Source organism: Streptomyces sp. NPDC111520 (assembly GCF_055635295.1).
On sequence record NZ_JBVKBW010000030.1, the window covers coordinates 47,379 to 65,562 of the forward strand.

General features: G+C 72.4%; 16 protein-coding genes and 2 pseudogenes. 10 read left to right on the top strand and 8 right to left on the bottom strand.

Annotated elements, in window-relative coordinates; translation table 11 throughout:
- Nucleotides 1-187: 187 nt before the first annotated feature.
- Nucleotides 188-751: pseudogene (locus ACZ7MY_RS39740) on the top strand (sigma-70 family RNA polymerase sigma factor); the annotation flags it as partial.
- 92 nt (nt 752-843) lie between these two features.
- Here ACZ7MY_RS39740 and ACZ7MY_RS39745 read toward each other — a convergent pair.
- The gene (locus ACZ7MY_RS39745) at nt 844-1,740 is read right to left on the bottom strand and encodes a sigma-70 family RNA polymerase sigma factor family protein (protein ID WP_499610396.1); all 897 of its coding nucleotides are present in this window, start codon (nt 1,738-1,740) and stop codon (nt 844-846) included.
- Between the two features lie 236 nt (nt 1,741-1,976).
- Between ACZ7MY_RS39745 and qcrB the strand changes: the two genes are divergently transcribed.
- The 6 genes from qcrB to ACZ7MY_RS39775 all read left to right on the top strand — a co-directional run bounded on the left by qcrB (nt 1,977) and on the right by ACZ7MY_RS39775 (nt 9,489).
- Nucleotides 1,977-3,602, top strand: coding sequence for a cytochrome bc1 complex cytochrome b subunit (qcrB, locus tag ACZ7MY_RS39750; RefSeq protein ID WP_499610399.1), 1,626 nt, complete (start codon nt 1,977-1,979; stop codon nt 3,600-3,602).
- 79 nt (nt 3,603-3,681) lie between these two features.
- Nucleotides 3,682-4,632 (top strand): alpha/beta hydrolase, encoded by a 951-nt coding sequence (locus ACZ7MY_RS39755; protein ID WP_499610401.1) that lies wholly within the window; start codon nt 3,682-3,684, stop codon nt 4,630-4,632.
- 205 nt (nt 4,633-4,837) lie between these two features.
- A complete protein-coding gene (locus ACZ7MY_RS39760) occupies nt 4,838-5,689 on the top strand; it encodes an alpha/beta fold hydrolase (RefSeq protein WP_499610404.1) in 852 nt (283 codons plus the stop codon).
- A gap of 104 nt (nt 5,690-5,793) precedes the next feature.
- Nucleotides 5,794-6,426 (top strand): GNAT family N-acetyltransferase, encoded by a 633-nt coding sequence (locus ACZ7MY_RS39765; protein ID WP_499610406.1) that lies wholly within the window; start codon nt 5,794-5,796, stop codon nt 6,424-6,426.
- Nucleotides 6,427-6,431: 5 nt separating this feature from the next.
- Nucleotides 6,432-6,842 (top strand): VOC family protein, encoded by a 411-nt coding sequence (locus tag ACZ7MY_RS39770; protein WP_499610408.1) that lies wholly within the window; start codon nt 6,432-6,434, stop codon nt 6,840-6,842.
- A 265-nt stretch (nt 6,843-7,107) separates the two neighbouring features.
- Nucleotides 7,108-9,489 carry an ATP-binding cassette domain-containing protein gene (locus ACZ7MY_RS39775; protein WP_499610411.1) on the top strand — a complete coding sequence of 794 codons (2,382 nt, stop codon included), beginning with the start codon at nt 7,108-7,110 and terminating at the stop codon, nt 9,487-9,489.
- Between the two features lie 60 nt (nt 9,490-9,549).
- Here ACZ7MY_RS39775 and ACZ7MY_RS39780 read toward each other — a convergent pair whose 3' ends face one another.
- Nucleotides 9,550-10,632, bottom strand: a complete 1,083-nt coding sequence (locus ACZ7MY_RS39780; RefSeq protein WP_499610413.1) for an aldo/keto reductase — start codon at nt 10,630-10,632, stop codon at nt 9,550-9,552.
- Nucleotides 10,633-10,816: 184 nt separating this feature from the next.
- Between ACZ7MY_RS39780 and ACZ7MY_RS39785 the strand changes: the two genes are divergently transcribed.
- Nucleotides 10,817-11,707, top strand: a complete 891-nt coding sequence (locus ACZ7MY_RS39785) for an AraC family transcriptional regulator (protein WP_499610416.1) — start codon at nt 10,817-10,819, stop codon at nt 11,705-11,707.
- 18 nt (nt 11,708-11,725) lie between these two features.
- On the opposite strand, the gene ACZ7MY_RS39790 is transcribed toward ACZ7MY_RS39785, so the two are convergent.
- The gene (locus ACZ7MY_RS39790) at nt 11,726-12,124 is read right to left on the bottom strand and encodes a nuclear transport factor 2 family protein (RefSeq protein ID WP_499610419.1); all 399 of its coding nucleotides are present in this window, start codon (nt 12,122-12,124) and stop codon (nt 11,726-11,728) included.
- A 198-nt stretch (nt 12,125-12,322) separates the two neighbouring features.
- Here ACZ7MY_RS39790 and ACZ7MY_RS39795 point away from each other — a divergent pair, with 198 nt between their 5' ends.
- Nucleotides 12,323-12,676 carry a VOC family protein gene (locus tag ACZ7MY_RS39795; RefSeq protein ID WP_499610421.1) on the top strand — a complete coding sequence of 118 codons (354 nt, stop codon included), beginning with the start codon at nt 12,323-12,325 and terminating at the stop codon, nt 12,674-12,676.
- A gap of 12 nt (nt 12,677-12,688) precedes the next feature.
- Here the strand turns inward: ACZ7MY_RS39795 and ACZ7MY_RS39800 are convergent, their stop codons facing one another.
- The 5 genes from ACZ7MY_RS39800 to ACZ7MY_RS39820 form a co-directional block, all read right to left on the bottom strand.
- On the bottom strand, nt 12,689-12,895 hold the full coding sequence (locus tag ACZ7MY_RS39800) for a hypothetical protein (protein WP_499610423.1): 207 nt from the start codon (nt 12,893-12,895) through the stop codon (nt 12,689-12,691).
- Nucleotides 12,895-13,491: a YceI family protein gene (locus ACZ7MY_RS39805; RefSeq protein ID WP_499610425.1), complete on the bottom strand. Its 597-nt coding sequence runs from the start codon at nt 13,489-13,491 to the stop codon at nt 12,895-12,897. The genes ACZ7MY_RS39800 and ACZ7MY_RS39805 overlap by 1 nt, the downstream gene beginning before the upstream one ends.
- A 79-nt stretch (nt 13,492-13,570) precedes the next feature.
- Entirely contained in the window at nt 13,571-14,320 is a 750-nt protein-coding gene (locus ACZ7MY_RS39810; protein WP_499610427.1) for an SDR family oxidoreductase, read from the bottom strand.
- Nucleotides 14,321-14,492: 172 nt separating this feature from the next.
- A complete protein-coding gene (locus ACZ7MY_RS39815) occupies nt 14,493-16,193 on the bottom strand; it encodes an L-aspartate oxidase (protein WP_499610429.1) in 1,701 nt (566 codons plus the stop codon).
- A gap of 218 nt (nt 16,194-16,411) precedes the next feature.
- On the bottom strand, nt 16,412-17,644 hold the full coding sequence (locus ACZ7MY_RS39820; protein ID WP_499610432.1) for an NAD(P)/FAD-dependent oxidoreductase: 1,233 nt from the start codon (nt 17,642-17,644) through the stop codon (nt 16,412-16,414).
- A gap of 224 nt (nt 17,645-17,868) precedes the next feature.
- On the opposite strand from ACZ7MY_RS39820, the pseudogene fdxA reads away from it, so the two are divergent.
- A pseudogene (gene fdxA / locus ACZ7MY_RS39825) lies at nt 17,869-18,183 on the top strand (ferredoxin); the annotation flags it as partial.
- Nucleotide 18,184: the final 1 nt, after the last annotated feature.

The window sequence follows — 18,184 nt, forward strand, 5'->3', positions numbered from 1 at the left end:
CCGTGTGACACCTTCGTGTCGCGCGGTTGGGGGCTGCCCGTACATGACCTCTGACCGGATGGGTGACGTGTGCGCCCGCCGGCCGCCCGCCGACGGTGAGGGCGCGCGGGCGGACGGGACCCCGGGGCGGGCGGACGCCGGGCGCGCCGCCGCACCGCGGGCCCTCGACGAGGCCGCCTGCGCCTTCATGGAGCTCCAGCCCCGTCTGTTCGGCATCGCCTACCGCGTGCTCGGCAGCGCGGTCGAGGCCGAGGACGTCGTACAGGAGGTCTGGCTGCGCTGGCAGCGGACCGACCGCTCCGCGGTGCTCAGCCCGGCCGCCTTCCTCTCCACCACGACGACCCGGCTGGCCATCAACGTCGCCCGGTCCGCCCGGGTGCGCAGGGAGACCTACATCGGTCCCTGGCTGCCCGAACCCGTCGACACGAGTGCGGACCCCGAGGCGGGCGTCCAGCGGACCGAGGCCGTGGAACTCGCGCTCCTGCTGGTGCTGGAGCGGCTGGGCCCGACGGAACGCGCGGCCTACGTGCTGCGGGAGGCGTTCGACTACGCCTATCCGGAGATCGCCGAGATGCTGCAGCTCAGCCTGGTCAACGTACGCAAGATCGTCAGCCGGGCCCGGCGGCGCGTCACGGCCGGGGCCCCCGGGACGGCGGACGCCGCCGAGCACCAGCGCCTGCTGGAGGTCTTCGTCTCGGCGGCCAGGACCGGTGACCTCGCCCCGCTGGAGGCCGTGCTCGCCCCGGCCGCCCCGGACACCGCGGGCCGCCCGGGCGGCAGCGGCGGTCCGCCGGACGCACCCTGAAGGGCCCGGGCGTCCCGCCGCGTCGCGCGCCCGCCCCTTCAGGAGTCGACGGCGGGCCGGGCGGGGCCGACGACGCGATCCGGGACGTTCCAGGGCCGGAGCTTGTCGGGGTTGAGCACGACCCAGGCCTGCGAGACGCGCCGGTCGGCGACGTCCAGGCTCACGACCGCCACCACCCGGTCCTCGTAGCGCGCCACCAGACCGGTGCGGCCGTTGACCGGGTGGACGGACAGCGACACCCGCGGGTGGCGCGCGAGCAGGGTCAGCAGACTGCGCGCGACCGGCTCGGCACCGTGCACCGGCCGGACCAGCGCCCGCAGCTTCCCGCCCCCGTCGAAGAACGCCGCGGCGTCGGGGCACAACAGTGCGGACAGCCGTGCGGGGTCACCGCTCAGGCACGCTGCGCGCACCGCGCGCGCCACGGCGTCGTGCTCCTGCGGCGTCGCGGGACGCGACCGGCAGGCGCGGATCGTGCGGCGCGCGCGGTCCGCGAGCTCGGCGCACTCCGGTTCCGGCCGGCCCACCACGTCCGACACCTCGCTCAACGTCATCCCGAAGCAGCCGTTGAGCACGAAGGCCGCCCGCTCGGCGGGCGACAGCGCGTCCAGGGCCGTCAGCAGGACCTCACCGATCTCCTGCTCCAGTTCGGCCCCCAGGCGCGGACGCGCCGGATCGCCCGCGACCGGTCCGGTGGCCCCGGCGGACCGTGCCAGCCGGGACAGGCAGATTCCGCCCACCGCCCTCACCAGCCACGCGCCGGGCGACTCGATCGTCCCCCGTGCGGCCTCCGGCAGCTCGAACCACCGCCGGTAGGCCTCGTCGACGACCGCTTCGGCCTCCGCCGAACCGCCCACCATCCACAGTGCGACGTCCAGCAAGTGCCGGCGCTCGTCCAGCAGCTCCGCGATCGGCACCGCGTCATCGGAGAAATCCATGGCCCCTGGCCTCCCACTCGCACACACGGACACGGCACCGCTCTTCCTGTCCTGCTGGTGAGACAGGGCGGGCGCGGACCTTGTGACATTGCGCCCCGCCTCCGTCGCCGTTCCTGAGATGCGGCTCACACGGTGCACGTCACAAATTCATCGTCTGATCAGTCATATATGCGGAAGGTGCACGAGAGTGCCGACCTGCGACCCGCCATGGGTGAAACATGAATGGTGACAGCAACATGGGAAGCGGTAGCCGGCCCGCCGAATCGCAACAGCCGGGCAGGGGTACGAGGGTCGCGGAATGGTTCAGCGTGCGCACGGGCGCCGAAACACGTTCCGGGCCGTCCCTCCGGCAGAAAGTGATCCCCAGCCACTGGTCCTTCATGCTGGGGGAGATATCCCTCTACAGCTTCTTCATCCTCGTCCTCACCGGGATCTACCTGTCGTTGTACTTCCACCCGTCCATGACACCCGTGGAGTACCACGGCAGTTACGTGCCGCTGCAGGGCCTCACGGTCTCCGAGGCCTTCGACTCGACGATGCGCATCTCCTTCGAGGTGCGCGGCGGTCTGCTGATCCGCCAGGCCCACCACTGGGCGGCGCTGATCTTCGTCGCCAGCATGTTCGCCCACATGCTGCGGGTCTTCTTCACCGGCGCGTTCCGCAAGCCGCGCGAACTCAACTGGGTGCTCGGCTTCTCGCTCCTGGTCCTGGGCATGTTCGAGGGTCTGACGGGCTACGACCTCCCGGACGACCTGCTGTCGGGGACCGGGCTCGTGGTCGTGAACGGGACGATCCTCTCCATCCCGGTCGTCGGCACCTACCTGTCGATGTTCCTCTTCGGCGGCGAGTACCCGGGCAAGGAGCTGATCGCGCACTTCAACACGTTGCACGTCGTGGTGATCCCGGCCCTCATGGCGGGCATCGTCGTCGCCCACCTGGTCCTGGCACGCCGGCACCGGCGCGCCCAGTACCCGGGCCCCGGGCGCACCGAGCGGAACGTCGTCGGCCTGCCCTTCCGCGTGTACGCCGTGAAGTCGGGGGCGTACTTCCTCCTCGTCAGCGGCGTCATCCTCATCATCGCCTCGACCACGCAGATCAACCCCATCTGGATGTACGGCCCCTACCGGCCGGACCAGGTCACCGCGGGCTCGCAGCCCGACTGGTACATGGGCGTCCTGGACGGACTGCTGCGCGTCATGCCGGGCTGGGAGCTGACCGCCTGGGGCCACACCCTCGCCCTGGACAACCTCCTGCCGCTGCTGGCCGGCGCCGGGCTCTTCCTCGCCCTGGGCGCCTACCCGTTCGTCGAGGCATGGGTCACCAAAGACGGTGGGCGCGACCACCACCTCCTCGACCGGCCGCGCAACCGGCCGGTGCGCACCGCCCTGGGTGCGGCCTGGGTCAGCGTGTACGCGGTGGCACTGCTGGGGGCGGCCAACGACCTGATCGCCGTCCGGCTGCACATGTCGGTCAACGCCGTGACCTGGACCGTCCGGATCGGACTGTTCGTCGTGCCCTTCGTCGTCTACGTCGCGACCAAGCGCTGGGCGCTGGCACTCCAGCGCAAGGACCGCGACGAGGTGCTGCACGGCCGGGAGACCGGGATCATCAAGCGGCTGCCGGACGGCGAGTACGTCGAGGTGCACCAGCCGCTCCGCCGGGAGAAGCTCCACCTCCTCACGCAGCACGAGCAGTACACGCCCATCCGCCTGTCCCCGGACGGCAGGGCCGGGCGTGCCGAGAGATTGCGGGCGCTGCTCAGCCGGGGCCTGTACGGAAAGGGCACCCAGATTCCCAAGCCGACCGTGCGGGAATACCAGGAGATCACCCACGAACACGGCGACGACGGAATTCTCCGCTGAGGCGTCACAGATTCGTCCGCTCCCCGGTCGAATGTGCGAAGGAATGACGCACCGGAATGACGAACTTGGGAGTTCGACGATGATCAAGCCCGTTCTCGAGCCCGCGGCGCAGGAAATAGCGGTCGCCACCGCGAAGCCGCCCCTGCTCCACGAGCTCGGTCCGGAAGGCGCCCGCAAGGTACTCGACGACATCCAGGCGGCGCCGGTCGAGAAGTACGACGTCCAGGAGAAGTGGCTCACCGTGCCGGCCGAGGTGGGCGACGTACGGGTGCGCGTCGTCAAGCCCGAGGGCGCCGAGGAGGTCCTGCCCGTGGTGCTGTACGTGCACGGCGGGGGCTGGGTGCTCGGCAACGCCGGCACCCACGACCGGCTCGTGCGCGAACTGGCCGTCCTGGCGCACACCGCGGTGGTGTTCGTGGAGTACGACCGCTCGCCCGAGGCCCGGTACCCGGTCGCGATCGAGCAGGCGTACGCCACGGCCCGCTGGATCACCGCGAACGGCGCGGACGAGGGCCTGGACGCCTCCCGCATGGCCGTCGCCGGCGACTCCGTCGGCGGCAACATGACCGCGGCCCTGACCATCATGGCCAAGCAGCGCGGCGACGTGAGCTTCGTCCACCAGTCGCTCTACTACCCCGTGACCGACGCCGCCCAGGACACCGACAGCTACCGGGAGTTCGCCGACGGACCGCACCTGACCGCGGCGGGCATGGCCTGGTTCTGGGACTGCTACACCACCGACCCCGCGGAGCGGGCCGAGATCACCGCCTCGCCGCTGCGGGCGAGCCTGGCCGACCTCGAGGGGCTGCCGCCGGCGCTGGTCATCACCGACGAGAACGACGTCCTGCGCGACGAGGGCGAGGCCTACGCACGCAAGCTGACCCAGGCCGGCGTTCCCACGGTCAGCGTCCGCTACAACGGCACCCTGCACGACTTCATGATGCTCAACCCGGTCCGCTCCACGCAGGCGAGCGCCGCGGCGATGGAGCAGGCGACCCGCACGCTGCACACCGCGCTGCACACCCACTGACCCCACCCCGCCCCCGGATCGCGGGGCGGCGGCGCAGCGCACCGCCGCCCGCGAGCACCGGTGCACCCAGGTGGCCCGGAACCGCACGTCCTTCACCGGCCGCGGCCACCTCCTCCAGCCGTACGGCAACGACGCCGTACCCACCGCCGGCCTCCGTCCCGAGGCCGGACGGCACCACCAACACCCGCCTCGAAAGGGCCAACCCGTGAACCGTCACGCCCGTTACCGGACCATCCGCACCCCGCTCGCCCTCATGGCGACCGTGACCGTCGCAGCAGGGCTGCTCGCCGCGACCGTCGGTCCCGCCAGCGCCGCCAAGGGCGGCGGCGCCGCACCCTCGCACCACCGCAAGCCGACCGTCGTCCTCGTGCACGGAGCGTTCGCCGACTCCTCCAGCTGGACCGACGTCGTCGCGAAGCTGAAGCGCGACGGCTACCCCGTGGTGGCCGCGTCCAACCCGCTGCGCGGGCTCAGCAGCGACGCCGCCTACGTCAGGGAACTGGTGGACAGCATCAAGGGCCCCGTGGTCCTCGCGGGCCACTCCTACGGCGGTGCCGTGATCTCCAACGCGGCCCGCGGCGCCGGCAACGTCAAGGCCCTCGTCTACCTGGCCGCGTTCATGCCCGACAAGGGCGAGGACGCCTTCAACCTGTCGCTGAAGTTCGAGGGCAGCACGCTCGGCGGCGCGCTCAAGCAGGTGCCGGTCACGATGCCCGACGGCTCCAAGGGCGTCGACCTCTACATCGACCAGGCCAAGTTCCACCACCAGTTCGCCGCGGACGTCCCGGCGCACACCGCGGAGATCATGGCCGCCACCCAGCGCCCCGTGTCGGGCGCCGCGCTCAACGAGCCCTCCGGCGAGCCCGCCTGGAAGACCATCCCCTCCTGGACCCTCGTGGCCTCCAAGGACCTCAACATCCCCCGCGAGCTGCAGGTCTTCATGGCCAAGCGCGCCAAGTCGCACGTGGAGGAAGTCCGTTCCTCCCACGCGGTGAGCGTCTCCCACCCGAAGGAGACCGCCCGCATCATCGAGGAAGCCGCGCGTTCGGTCCGCTGACCGCAGGCCCGGCGACCCCGCAGGCGGGGCGGCGCACGACGCGCCGCCCCGCCCGCGCGATATCGCGTTGCCGCCCGACCCACCGCCGCGAGAGCATCCCGGGCATGGACGAGCCCGCCGAGACCCTCCCCTCCGGCCCGGCCGAACTGCGCCGCTGGCGCACCGGCGACCTCGACGCCCTGGACCACGCCATCAGCGAGTCCCTCGACCACCTGCTGCCCTGGATGTTCTGGGCGGCCGGCCACAGCAGGCAGCGCACCGCCGACTTCCTGGCCCGCGGTGAGGAGGAGTGGCGGAGCGGCGAGGCCTTCGCCTACGCGATCACTGCGGAGGGCACCGTGATCGGCGGCTGCGGCCTCCACCGCCGCATCGGCCCCGGCGGCCTGGAGATCGGGTACTGGCTCCACCCGCGGTGGACCGGCCGCGGCCTCGCCACGGCGGCCGTGGCCGCCCTCGTCGGCGAGGGCTTCTCGCTGCCCGGCGTCGAGCGGCTGGAGATCCACCACGACGCCGCCAACGCGCCCAGCGGGGCCGTCGCCCGGCGCCTCGGCTTCACCGAGGTCGCCCGCGGCCCCCGGCCGGAGGGGCCCTCCGCCCCCGGCGAGGCGGGGATCGAGGTCGTCCGGCGGCTGACCGCCGGCCAGTGGCGTCAGCCGGCGCCAGGCCCCGCCCACGGAGCGGTACGGGGATCGGTCAGGAATGGAGAAGCCCCCGGGAGCAGGCCGCGGCTAGCGTGACGGCCATGGACATCACCATTCACTGGACCTTCCTCCCGCACACCGACCCCGAGGCCTCGCTGGCCTTCTACCGCGACATCCTCGGCTTCAAGGTCCGCAACGACGTCGGCTACGGCGGCATGCGGTGGATCACCGTCGGCCCCGCCGACCAGCCCGGTACGTCGATCGTGCTGGAGCCGCCGGCCGGCGACCCGGCGATCACGGAGGAGGAGCGCGCCACCATCACCGCGATGATGGGCAAGGGCACCTACGCCCGTCTCGTGCTGGCCACGGCCGACCTCGACGAGGTCTTCGAGCGGCTGGTGGCGGGCGGCGCCGAGGTCGTGCAGGAGCCGACCGAGCAGCCCTACGGCGTTCGGGACTGCGCCTTCCGCGACCCGGCGGGCAACATGATCCGCTTCAACGAGGTCCACTGACCGCACCCCGCACCCCGCTTCCCCGCCTTCCCACGGGCCCGCCCGGCGCCCGGGAACCCGGCCCGGACCCGGTCCGTTCGACGGGGACCGGTCCGAAGCGGGAGCGGGGCGGCCCGGTGGACGGTTACCGTGGCCGACGTCCGCACCCTTGGCAAGCCGCCGGACACAACGCCCCGCAGCGGGCGGACCGGGCCAGGCGACGACGGCGGACCGCGCGGGCGGCCGCCCCGCACACCCCGGACAGACAGATGGAGAGACGACGAACATGGCCAAGAAGGCGGACGCGCAGTCGCCTGCGCCGCACGTTGCCGACAGCCACGACATGATCCGCGTGCACGGCGCGCGCGAGAACAACCTCAAGGACGTCAGCATCGAGATCCCGAAGCGCCGGCTGACGGTCTTCACCGGGGTCTCCGGCTCGGGCAAGAGCTCGCTCGTCTTCAACACCATCGCCGCCGAGTCGCAGCGGCTGATCAACGAGACCTACAGCGCCTTCGTGCAGGGCTTCATGCCGACGCTGGCCCGCCCCGAGGTGGACGTCCTCGACGGGCTGACGACCGCGATCACCGTCGACCAGCAGCGGCTGGGAGCCGACCCCCGCTCCACGGTCGGCACCGTCACCGACGCCAACGCCATGCTGCGCATCCTCTTCAGCCGCCTCGGCACCCCGCACATCGGCCCGCCCAGCGCGTACGCCTTCAACGTCCCCTCCGTCCGCGCCAGCGGCGCGATCACCGTCGAGCGCGGTGCCGCCAAGGCCGAGAAGGTCGCCTTCACCCGCACCGGCGGCATGTGCCCGCGCTGCGAGGGCCGGGGCACCGTCTCCGACATCGACCTGAGCCGGCTCTTCGACGACTCCAAGTCGATCAACGAGGGCGCCATCACCGTCCCCGGCTACAAGGGCGGCGGCTGGAACTCCCGGCTCTACGCCGAGTCCGGCTTCTTCGACCCCGACAAGCCGATCAGCACGTTCACCGAGCAGGAACTGCACGACTTCCTGCACCGCGAGCCGACCCGGATGAAGATCGCGGGCATCAACATGACCTACGAGGGCCTGATCCCGCGGGTCCAGAAGTCGTTGCTCGCCAAGGACAAGGAGGCGATGCAGCCGCACATCCGCGAGTTCGTGGACCGGGCCGTGGCCTTCACCACCTGCCCCGATTGCGACGGCACCCGGCTCAGCGAGGGCGCCCGCGAGTCGCGCATCGGCGGGACCAGCATCGCCGACGCCTGCGCGATGCAGATCAGCGACCTGGTCGAGTGGGTGCGCGGGCTCGACGAGCCCTCGGTCGCGCCGCTGCTCACCAAGCTGCAGCACACCCTCGAGTCGTTCGTGGAGATCGGGCTCGGCTACCTGTCGCTGGAGCGGCCCTCGGGCACCCTCTCCGGCGGCGAGGCGCAGCGCGTCAAGATGATCCGGCACCTCGGCTCGTCCCTCACCGACACCACCTACGTCTTCGACGAGCCGACCACCGGTCTGCACCCGCACGACATCCAGCGGATGAACGGCCTGCTGCTGCGGCTGCGCGACAAGGGCAACACGGTGCTCGTCGTGGAGCACAAGCCGGAGACCATCGCGATCGCCGACCACGTCGTGGACCTCGGCCCCGGCGCCGGCACGGCGGGCGGCACGGTCTGCTTCGAGGGCGACATCGACGGGCTGCGCGCCAGCGGCACCATCACCGGCCGGCACTTCGACGACCGCGCCTCCCTGAAGGAGACGGTGCGCAAGCCCACCGGGCACCTGGAGATCCGCGGCGCCTCGGCGCACAACCTGCGGGACGTGGACGTCGACGTCCCGCTCGGGGTGCTCACCGTCGTCACCGGCGTCGCGGGCTCCGGCAAGAGCTCCCTCGTGCACGGGTCCGTCCCCGCCGGCGCCGGGGTGGTGTCCGTCGACCAGAGCCCCATCCGCGGCTCACGGCGCAGCAACCCCGCGACGTACACCGGACTGCTCGACCCGATCCGCAAGGCCTTCGCCAAGGCCAACGAGGTCAAGCCCGCCCTGTTCAGCGCCAACTCCGAGGGCGCCTGCCCCACCTGCAACGGCGCCGGCGTGGTCTACACCGACCTGGCGATGATGGCCGGCGTCGCCAGCACCTGCGAGGAGTGCGAGGGCAAGCGGTTCCAGGCGTCCGTGCTGGAGTACCACCTCGGCGGGCGGGACATCAGCGAGGTGCTCGCCATGTCGGTCACCGACGCCGAGGAGTTCTTCGGCGCGGGCGAGGCGCACACCCCCGCCGCGCACCGCATCCTGCGCCGGCTCGCCGACGTCGGACTCGGCTACCTCAGCCTCGGCCAGCCCCTCACCACGCTCTCCGGCGGTGAACGGCAGCGGCTGAAGCTGGCCACGCACATGGCCGACAAGGGCGGGGTCTACGTCCTCGACGAGCCCACCGCCGGCCTGCACCTCGCCGACGTGGAGCAGTTGCTCGGCCTGCTGGACCGCCTCGTCGACTCCGGGAAGTCCGTCATCGTCGTCGAGCACCACCAGGCGGTCATGGCGCACGCCGACTGGATCATCGACCTCGGCCCCGGCGCCGGCCACGACGGCGGCCGGATCGTCTTCGAGGGCACCCCCGCGGACCTGGTCGCCGACCGCACCACCCTGACCGGCCGGCACCTGTCCTCCTACGTCGGCGCCTGACGCGGGGCCGCTCGCCGGCACGGGGGCCGGGACGCGGTCGTCCCGGCCCCCGCGGGCCCTTCAGTAGCGGGCGTCACTGGCGCGCAGCAGCGGGGAGGGCACGGCGGGGCGGCCGTCGACGACCGCCCCGGCGAACTGGAGCATCGGCGCCATCGTCGCGTTGTTGTGGGCGGGGAAGTTCAGCGCCGGCGCGGACACCTCGTCGAGGACGGCGAGCTGGTCCGGCGTGAGGGTGACGTCCAGGGCCCGCAGGTTGGCCTCGAACTGGTCCATGCGGCGCGCGCCGATCAGGGTGGACGTGACCCCGGGGCGGCCCTGCACCCAGGCCAGGGCGACGGCGGCGGGGTCGGCGCCCGCGTCGGCGGCGACGGCACCCAGCGCGTCGATGACCTTGTAGTCGGCCTCGCCGGGGACGCCGACCAGGTGCGTGCGCGTGGTGTCCACCGGCCCGGTGGAGCCGCTGGAGTACTTGCCGGACAGGAAGCCGCTGCGCAGCGGCCCCCACGGCATCACGGCCATCCCGAGCGCCTGGGCCATCGGGATCAGCTCGCCCTCCGAGGTGCGTTCGAGCAGCGAGTACTCCAGTTGCAGCGCGACGATCGGGGTCCAGCCGCGGAATTGCGCGATGGTGGCGGCCTCGGCCGTCGCCCACGCCGGCACGTCGGAGAACCCGACGTAGCGGACCTTGCCGGCGCCGACCAGGTCGTCCAGCGCCCTCAGGGTCTCCTCGACGGGGGTGGACGGGTCGAAGTTGTGGAGCCAGTAGATGTCGACGTAGTCGGTGCGCAGGCGCCGCAGCGAGTTCTCCAGCTGTTGCACGATCGCCTTGCGGCCGGGCCCGCCGCCGTTGGGGTCGCCCTCGAAGAGGTTGCCGAAGAACTTGGTGCCGAGCACCACCCGGTCGCGCAGCGCGGACCGGCCGGCGAAGTAGTCGCCGATGATCTTCTCGGAGTGCCCGTTGGTGTAGATGTTCGCGGTGTCGACCGAGTTGCCGCCGCGGTCGAGGTAGGCGGCCAGGATGTTCGCGGACTCCTCGGGGCCGCAGCCCCAGCCGTGGTCCTCACCGAAGGTCATCGTGCCGAGGGTGAACGGGCTGACCCGCAGTCCCGAGCGGCCGAGCGTGACGTAGGAATCGAGCGGCATGACAGTGCTTCCTCACGGAGGACGGGGATCGGGGACGCCGTCCGGGCCGTCCCCCTGTGCTCCTCCATTCGATCCCGCCACCCGCCGGTCCCCTAGACCGATCGGCGCGCATCGTTGCACGATCCGCTCGATCTCGCCCTGATCATGCGTGCGCCCGGCGCCGTTCCTGTGGTCCACTGGAGGGATGGGGCGACTGGACGAGATCGGCGAGCGGATCACCCGACTGGCCGCGGGGAGCCCGCGGCCGCGGTGGGTCGAGGACATGGTGGTCTTCGCGAGCGGCCGCGTCACCGAGCCGATGGGCACGGTCAACGCGCCGATGATGGCGCTGACCGTCCAGGGGGCGAAGCGTTCCGTCCTCGGCGACCGGATCTTCGACTACCGGGCGGGCCAGTACCTTGTCGCCACGGTGGAGCTGCCGCTGACCTCGCAGATCAGCCGCGCCTCGGCCGCGGAGCCGTTCATCGGGTTCGGGCTCCCGCTGCGGCCGGCGACCATCGCCCAGCTGCTGCTGGAGACGGCCCCGCTCCCGGCCCTGCCGTACGAGGGCCCGGGCCTGGCCACCAGCGACGCCGACGACCGGCTGCTGGACGCGGTCCTGCGGCTGCTGCGCCTGCTGGACGAGCCCCGTGACGTGCCCGTGCTGGCCCCCGGGGTGCGGCGTGAGGTCCACTGGCGGCTGCTGACCGGGCCGCAGGGCGCGCTGATCCGGCAGATCGGGCGTGCCGACAGCCGTATGTCGCTCGTGGCCCGCGCGATCGAGTGGATCAAGGCGCACTACGACCAGGTCATCCGGATCGAGGAGGTCGCCCGCGAGGTGGGCATGAGCGTGTCCTCGCTGAACCGGCACTTCCGCGCCGTGACCGCCATGAGCCCGCTGCAGTTCCAGAAGCAGATCCGGTTGCAGAAGGCCCGCCTGCAGCTGATCGCGGCCCCGGACGACGTCGCCGCGGTCGGTCACGCCGTCGGGTACGACAGCCCCTCGCAGTTCAGCCGCGAGTACCGCCGCATGTTCGGGGTCCCGCCGGGCCAGGACGCGGTCCGCCTGCAGACCGCGGTGGTCGTCCAGGAGTAGGGACGCCCCCGTCGCCCCTCACACGGACCGGGACGCCCGCGCGTCGGCGAAGCGGTCCCTCGCGGAGCGGATCCTGCCGTCCTGGAGACGGACGGTCGACACGACGTCGTACGACTCCATGGGCTCTCCCCGGTCGTCCAGCAGCGTGTCGGTCCTGCGCACGGAGACGGTGTCGCCGTCGGCCCGGATGTGACGCACCTCCGTACGGAGACCGCTGGCGCGGAAGGTCTCCAGGGCGCGGCGCAGATCCCCCAGGAGCGCGTCCGGGCCGTCCACGGGATGGTCGTTGAAGATGACGGAATGCCAGGTGACGTCGGGGTGGAGGAGCCGCAGGCAGGTGGCCGCGGCATCGTCGAAGCCGGGTCCGAAGTTCGCGTAGAACTCCCGGACGGTGTCCACGGGCGACGTATGGCTCATGTCCTGGGTTCCTTCGTGCGGTGCGGGATCACCGGGCGCGACGACTCTTCCAGAGGAGCGCCGGGCCGTTCCACGACGCGTTTCCTCCCAGCTGGTAGGCGCAGCCTCATGGACCGTCGTCCGCGACCCGGCCACGATCCGCCCCGCGCCGCGGGGCCGGTCCGGGAGATCCCGGCACCGCCCTGACAGGATGGCGGCATGGAACATGTGCTTGGCATCGGCGGACACTTCCTGCGTGCCGCCGACCCGGCGGCCCTCGGCGCCTGGTACCGCGACTGCCTGGGCCTCGACGCCGACGAGAACGGGCTGTGGCGTCAGGAAGCCGGGCCCACGGTGTTCGCGGCCTTCGAGTCCGGGACGGACTACTTCGGGTCCCCCACCCAGCAGACCATGCTCAACTTCCGGGTCCGCGACCTCGACGCGATGCTCGCGCAACTGCGTGCCAAGGGCGCCGACGTCGCCGAGGAGACCCAGGACATGGACGGCGTCGGCCGCTTCGGCTGGGTCACCGACCCCGAGGGCAACCGCGTCGAGCTGTGGCAGCCCGCCTGACGGCGTGCCGCCTCAGTGGTCGTCGCCCGGGTCCTGCCCGGGCAGGAGACCGGAGCCGCGCAGGCCGCTCAGGGCCTCGGCGACGGCGAGCATGCGGTCGGTGACGTCCGCGAGTTGGCGGCGCAGTTCGACGACGCGCCGCTCCAGGGCGACGGCCTGGGCGGTCAGGGCCGCGGCGGTGGCCGAGGGATCGGGGCGCCGGCCGGGGGAGCGGGTCATCACGGGACCTCCGGGCCGAGCCGCATCGCTGAGACGCCGAGTTCGAGCCGCACCGTGTCCCCGAGCAGGACACCCCCGGACGCGAGGGGCACGTTCCAGGTGAGGCCCCAGTCGGAGCGGCGGAGGGTGGCCGTGCCCTCGAAGCCGGTCCGCCGCTGCCCGCCGGCGTCCCGGACGGTCCCGCCGTAGCCGAGGTCGAGGTGCAGCGGCAGTTCGACGTCCTTGATCCTCAGGTTCCCCGTCAGGCGGAAGGTGTCCCCGCCCAGGGGCACGACCGCGGTGGAGCGGAAGACCATCAGCGGGAAGGCCGCGGCGTCCAGGAAGTCGGGGCCGGTGAGGTGGGAGTCCCGCGCCGGGACGCCCGTGTCGAGGCTGCCGGTCTGCACGCTCACATGGGCCTCGGAGCGGGCCGGCCGGTGGGCGTCGAGCCGCAGGAAGCCCTCGAAGGCCGTGAACCTGCCCCGTACGGCGGCGACCACGGCGTGCCGGACGGAGAAGCCGACCGCGCTGTGGAGCGGGTCGATGACGTACGCACCGGTCACCCCCTCCCGCGGACGGGAGCGTGGGGCGGTGGTTTCCGCGCGGTTCCTGGACATGGCGGGTCGACCTCTTCGTACGGGGTGGGTCTCGGGGCCGCGGTGGCCCCCGCCGCCGGGCAGGGGCCACCCGCGGGGCTTACCGCTGCGCCTGCGCGAACCAGTCGGCGAAGCGGGTCGCGCCGAGCTGCGCGCCGGAGCCGGGGACGAGGGAGCCGTCCTGCAGCTCGGACCCGTAGTACGTGGCGTGCGGGTCCGCGACGACCGTGCGGGGGTCGTTCTGGGAGGTCAGCACGTCACGCACCAGCTCGTCGAACTGGAACACGTCCGGGCCGGCGATCTCCACCACGCCGTTGAGGGGCTCGCCGGCCGCGGTGCGGGCGACGGCGGTGGCCACGTCGTCGGAGTAGATGGGCTGGAACTTGACGGGCGCGATGCGCACCGTGTCGCCCTCGGTGCCGGCGTCCGCGATGCCGTTCACGAACTCGAAGAACTGCGTGGCGTGGACGATGGAGTAGGGGATGCCCGACGCCTTGATCAGCTCCTCCTGGGCCAGCTTGGCGCGGAAGTAGCCGTTCTCCGGGAGCCGGTCGGTGCCGACGATGGAGAGCGCGACGTGGTGGGTGACGCCGGCCTCGGCGTTCGCCTTCATGAGGTTGCCGGTGCAGGTGCGGAAGAAGTTCATCACCGCGTCGTCCTCCCAGGAGGGCGAGTTGGAGACGTCGACCACGACCTGCGCGCCCTGCAGGACCTCGGCCAGGCCCTCACCCGTCAGGGTGTTCACGCCGGTGTTGGGGGAGGCCGCGACGGCCTCGTGCCCGTGCGCGTTGAGCTTGGCGACGACCTTCGAGCCGATGAGCCCGGTTCCGCCGATGACTACGACCTTCATGGAAATGGAGTCCTCTCGGATGGTGTCGTGCGCGGGGCGCACGCTGTGGTGACCCGCCCCACCGGCACCGGCAGGCAGGTGCACGCCGGTATTGACCGGGCGGCGGGGCGGTTTGTGACAGGGGCCCGGCGTGGGCGGGCCCCGGTGCCTCGTCGGGTGCGGCGGCCCGCCGCTACTCGACGAGCTTGCCCTCGGTGGAGACGTCCTGCATCAGGGCGGCGATCTCCTCGGGGACGGCCGGGATGGACTCGCGGGTGACGCCGGTCGTGGGGGACCAGACCAGGTTGACCCGCAGCGCGGGGTCCGTCTCCGGGTGGTCGCTGCGGTTGTGGCAGCCGCGGGTCTCCCGCCGCTCCAGCGCCGACTCCAGCGTGGCGCGCGCCGCCAGGGCGGCCGACTTGAGGTCGAAGGCGTGCGCGAGGTCCTGGTAGCCGGCGATGTCGGGGTGGATCCCGACGGACTCCATGCGCTTCTCGATGGAGTCGAGCTCCGCCAGGCCGGCGCGCAGGCCCTGCTCGTCGCGTACGACGCCCGCGTGCTCGGTCATCGTGTTGCGGATGGCGCGCTGCAGGGCGCGGACGTTCTCCGGCCCGTCCGCCGCCAGCAGGTCGTCCACCTCGGCGCGGGCCCGCGCCACCGCCTCCGCCGAGCGCGGCAGCGAGGTCAGCCCCAGCGAGTAGGCGGCGGCCGCCCGGCCCGTGATGCGGCCGAAGACCAGCAGCTCGATGAGGCTGTTGCCGCCCAGGCGGTTCGCGCCGTGCAGGCCGCTGGACGCCTCGCCGATGGCGTACAGGCCGCGGACGTCCGTGCTGTGGTCCTCGGGCCGCACCCAGACGCCGCCCATCGAGTAGTGCGCGGTCGGCGCGATCTCGATCGGGTCGCGGGTGATGTCCAGCATCTGCAGGTCCAGCAGCGTCTGGTACACCCGGGGGAGCCGGCTCATGATCGTCTGCCGCGGCAGGTGGGAGACGTCCAGCCACACGGCGCCCTTGGGCGTGCCGCGGCCCTCCTTGATCTCCGTGTACGAGGCGAGCGCGACGCGGTCGCGGGTGGACAGCTCCATCCGCTCGGGGTCGTAGCGGCTCATGAACCGCTCGCCGAGCGCGTTGCGCAGGATGCCGCCCTCGCCGCGGGCCGCCTCGCTGACGAGCGTGCCGGCCGCGTTCTCCGGCTCGATGATGCCGGAGGGGTGGAACTGGACGAGCTCGGCGTCGCGCAGCCGGGCGCCGGCCTCCACAGCCAGGCGGAACGAGTCGCCGGTGTTCTCGTCGCGCCGGGACGAGGTGCGGCGCCAGATGCGGGTGTGGCCGCCCGCCGCGAGGATGACCGCGTCGGCGTGGATGAGGTAGCGCGTGCCGTCGGTGAGGTCGAAGCCGTACGCGCCGAACACGGCCCCGTCGTGCTCGAGGATGCGGGTGATGTACACGCCCTCGAGCACGGGGACGCCGAGCTGCTCGGCCCGCCGGACGAGGGTGCGCTGGATCTCCAGGCCGGTGTAGTCGCCGGCGAAGGCGGTACGGCGGTACTTGTGCGCGCCGAAGAAGCGCTGCGAGATCCGGCCGTCCTCCTCCCGGGCGAAGGCCATGCCGTACCGCTCCAGGTCGTCGATGCCCCGGGCCGCGCCCTGGGTGACGATCTCCACGGTGCGGGGGTCCGCCAGCAGGTAGCTCTCCTTGAGCGTGTCCGCGGCGTGCTGCTGCCAGCTGTCCTCGGGGTCCATGGTGGCCAGCGCGGCGTTGATGCCCCCGGCCGCCAGGGCGGTGTGGGCGTCGTCCTTGGGCCGCTTGCCGACGGCGAGGACGTCGATGCCGGCCTCCGCCAGTTCGATCGACGCGCGCAGTCCCGCGCCTCCCGTGCCGATCACCAGCACCATGGTGGAAATGTGTCGTTCTGTGGGGGCCACGGTCCGCTCCGATCACCTTGGTTGTCACTGAGTACGACCGGGCGGCCGGGCGGTCTGTGACACCGTCCCCGGCCGGCCGGGGACCCGGTAGGGCGGCGCCGGGAGGGCGCGAAGAGGCGTGGGGCAGGCATGGAAAAGGCGTGGGACGGCCGGGTCGTCCGGCCGTCCCACGCCCGTGGGCCGTGCGGTCAGGCGGTGACGCGGTCCAGCGGCACCTGCGGGTCGGCCAGGCGCGCGTCGTCGACCGCGGCGCGCGAGGTGATCAGCTCGCGCACCGGCTCGACGACGTCCCACACGTTGACGTTCATCCCGGCCAGGACGCGGTTCCCCGACATCCAGAAGGCCACGAATTCCCGTGCGGCCTTGTCCCCGCGGAAGACGACGCGGTCGTAGCCGCCGGGCTCCACGTAGCCGGTGTACTCCATGCCGAGGTCGTACTGGTCGGTGTAGAAGTACGGCAGCCGGTCGTAGACGGCGTCCTTGCCGAGCATGCCCTGCGCGGCCGTGGCCGGCTGGTTCAGCGCGTTGGCCCAGTGCTCGACGCGGATGTGGCGGTCCAGGAACGGGTGGTGGGCGTTGGCGACGTCGCCCGCCGCGAAGACGTCCGGCGCGGAGGTGCGCAGGTGCGCGTCGGTGACGACGCCGTTCCGCACCTCCAGCCCGGCCGCCTCGGCGAGCTGGACGTTGGGGGTGATGCCGACGCCCACGACCACGGCGTCCGCGGGGAGGCGGGTGCCGTCGGCGAGCCGCACCCCGTCGGCGCGGCCGCCGCTGCCGGTGATCTCCTCCACCCGTACGCCGTTGCGCAGCACGACGCCGTTGTCGGTGTGCAGGCCCGCGAAGACCTCGGCCGCCTCACGCCCGAGAACCCGAAGCAGCGGCAGCTCCTCGGCCTCCAGCACCGTCACCTCCGCCCCGGCCTGCCGGGCGGCCGCGGCGGTCTCCAGGCCGATCCACCCGCCGCCGATGACGACGATCCGCGCGCCCGTGGTGAAGGCGTCCTTGAGTCGTTCGCTGTCGCCAACGCGGCGCAGGTAGAGCACGCCGTCCAGGTCCGCGCCGGGCACGGGCAGCCGGCGCGGCGTCGATCCGGTGGCCAGGAGCAGCTTCGTGTAGGGCAGGCGCTGCCCGTCGTCGAGCCGCACCTCCTTGGCCCCCGCGTCGAGCCCGGTGACGGTGGTGCCCAGCCGCAGGTCGACGTCGTGCTCGGCGTACCAGTCGGCGGGGTGGACGAAGATCGAGTCGCGGGTCTCCTTGCCGAGCAGATAGCCCTTCGACAGCGGCGGGCGGATGTAGGGCCTGTCCGGTTCGTCGCCGATGAGGACGAGCCGGCCGTCGTAGCCGTTCTCCCGCAGCGCCTCCACCGCCTTGCCCGCGGCCAGACCGCCTCCGACGATCACGAAAGTGTTCTCAGGGGACACGATGCACCTCATCTCGGATGTCGCTTGCTGCGAACCACGTACGGAGAGTCAATCACCAGACCGCTCCGCACCCCGTCGTGTGACACAGCCGTCGTGTCGCCGGGCCGTCCGGCGGGCGACCTCGTCACAACGTCAGGGAGTTGCCGGTCATACGGCTGATCGAAGGACGCCCGGGGCACAGCGGCCCGCCGGTGGTCGTCCCCGCCGCGACCGAGGAGCCGAAGGTGGCCTACGTCATCGCGCAGCCCTGCATCGACGTCAAGGACCGGGCGTGCGTCGCCGAGTGCCCGGTGGACTGCATCTACGAGGGCGGCAGGACGCTGTACATCAACCCCGCCGAATGCGTGGACTGCCGGGCCTGCGAGCCCGTCTGCCCGGTCGAGGCGGTCTTCCGCGAGGACGACCTTCCGCAGGAGTGGGCACGGTACAGGGAGGTCAACGCCGAGTACTTCGGGTCCCTTCCGGGTCCCGGCGAGCACGGCAGGCCGCTGGTCGGCGACGGGGACCACCCGTACGTGGCGCAACTGCCTCCGCAGGACT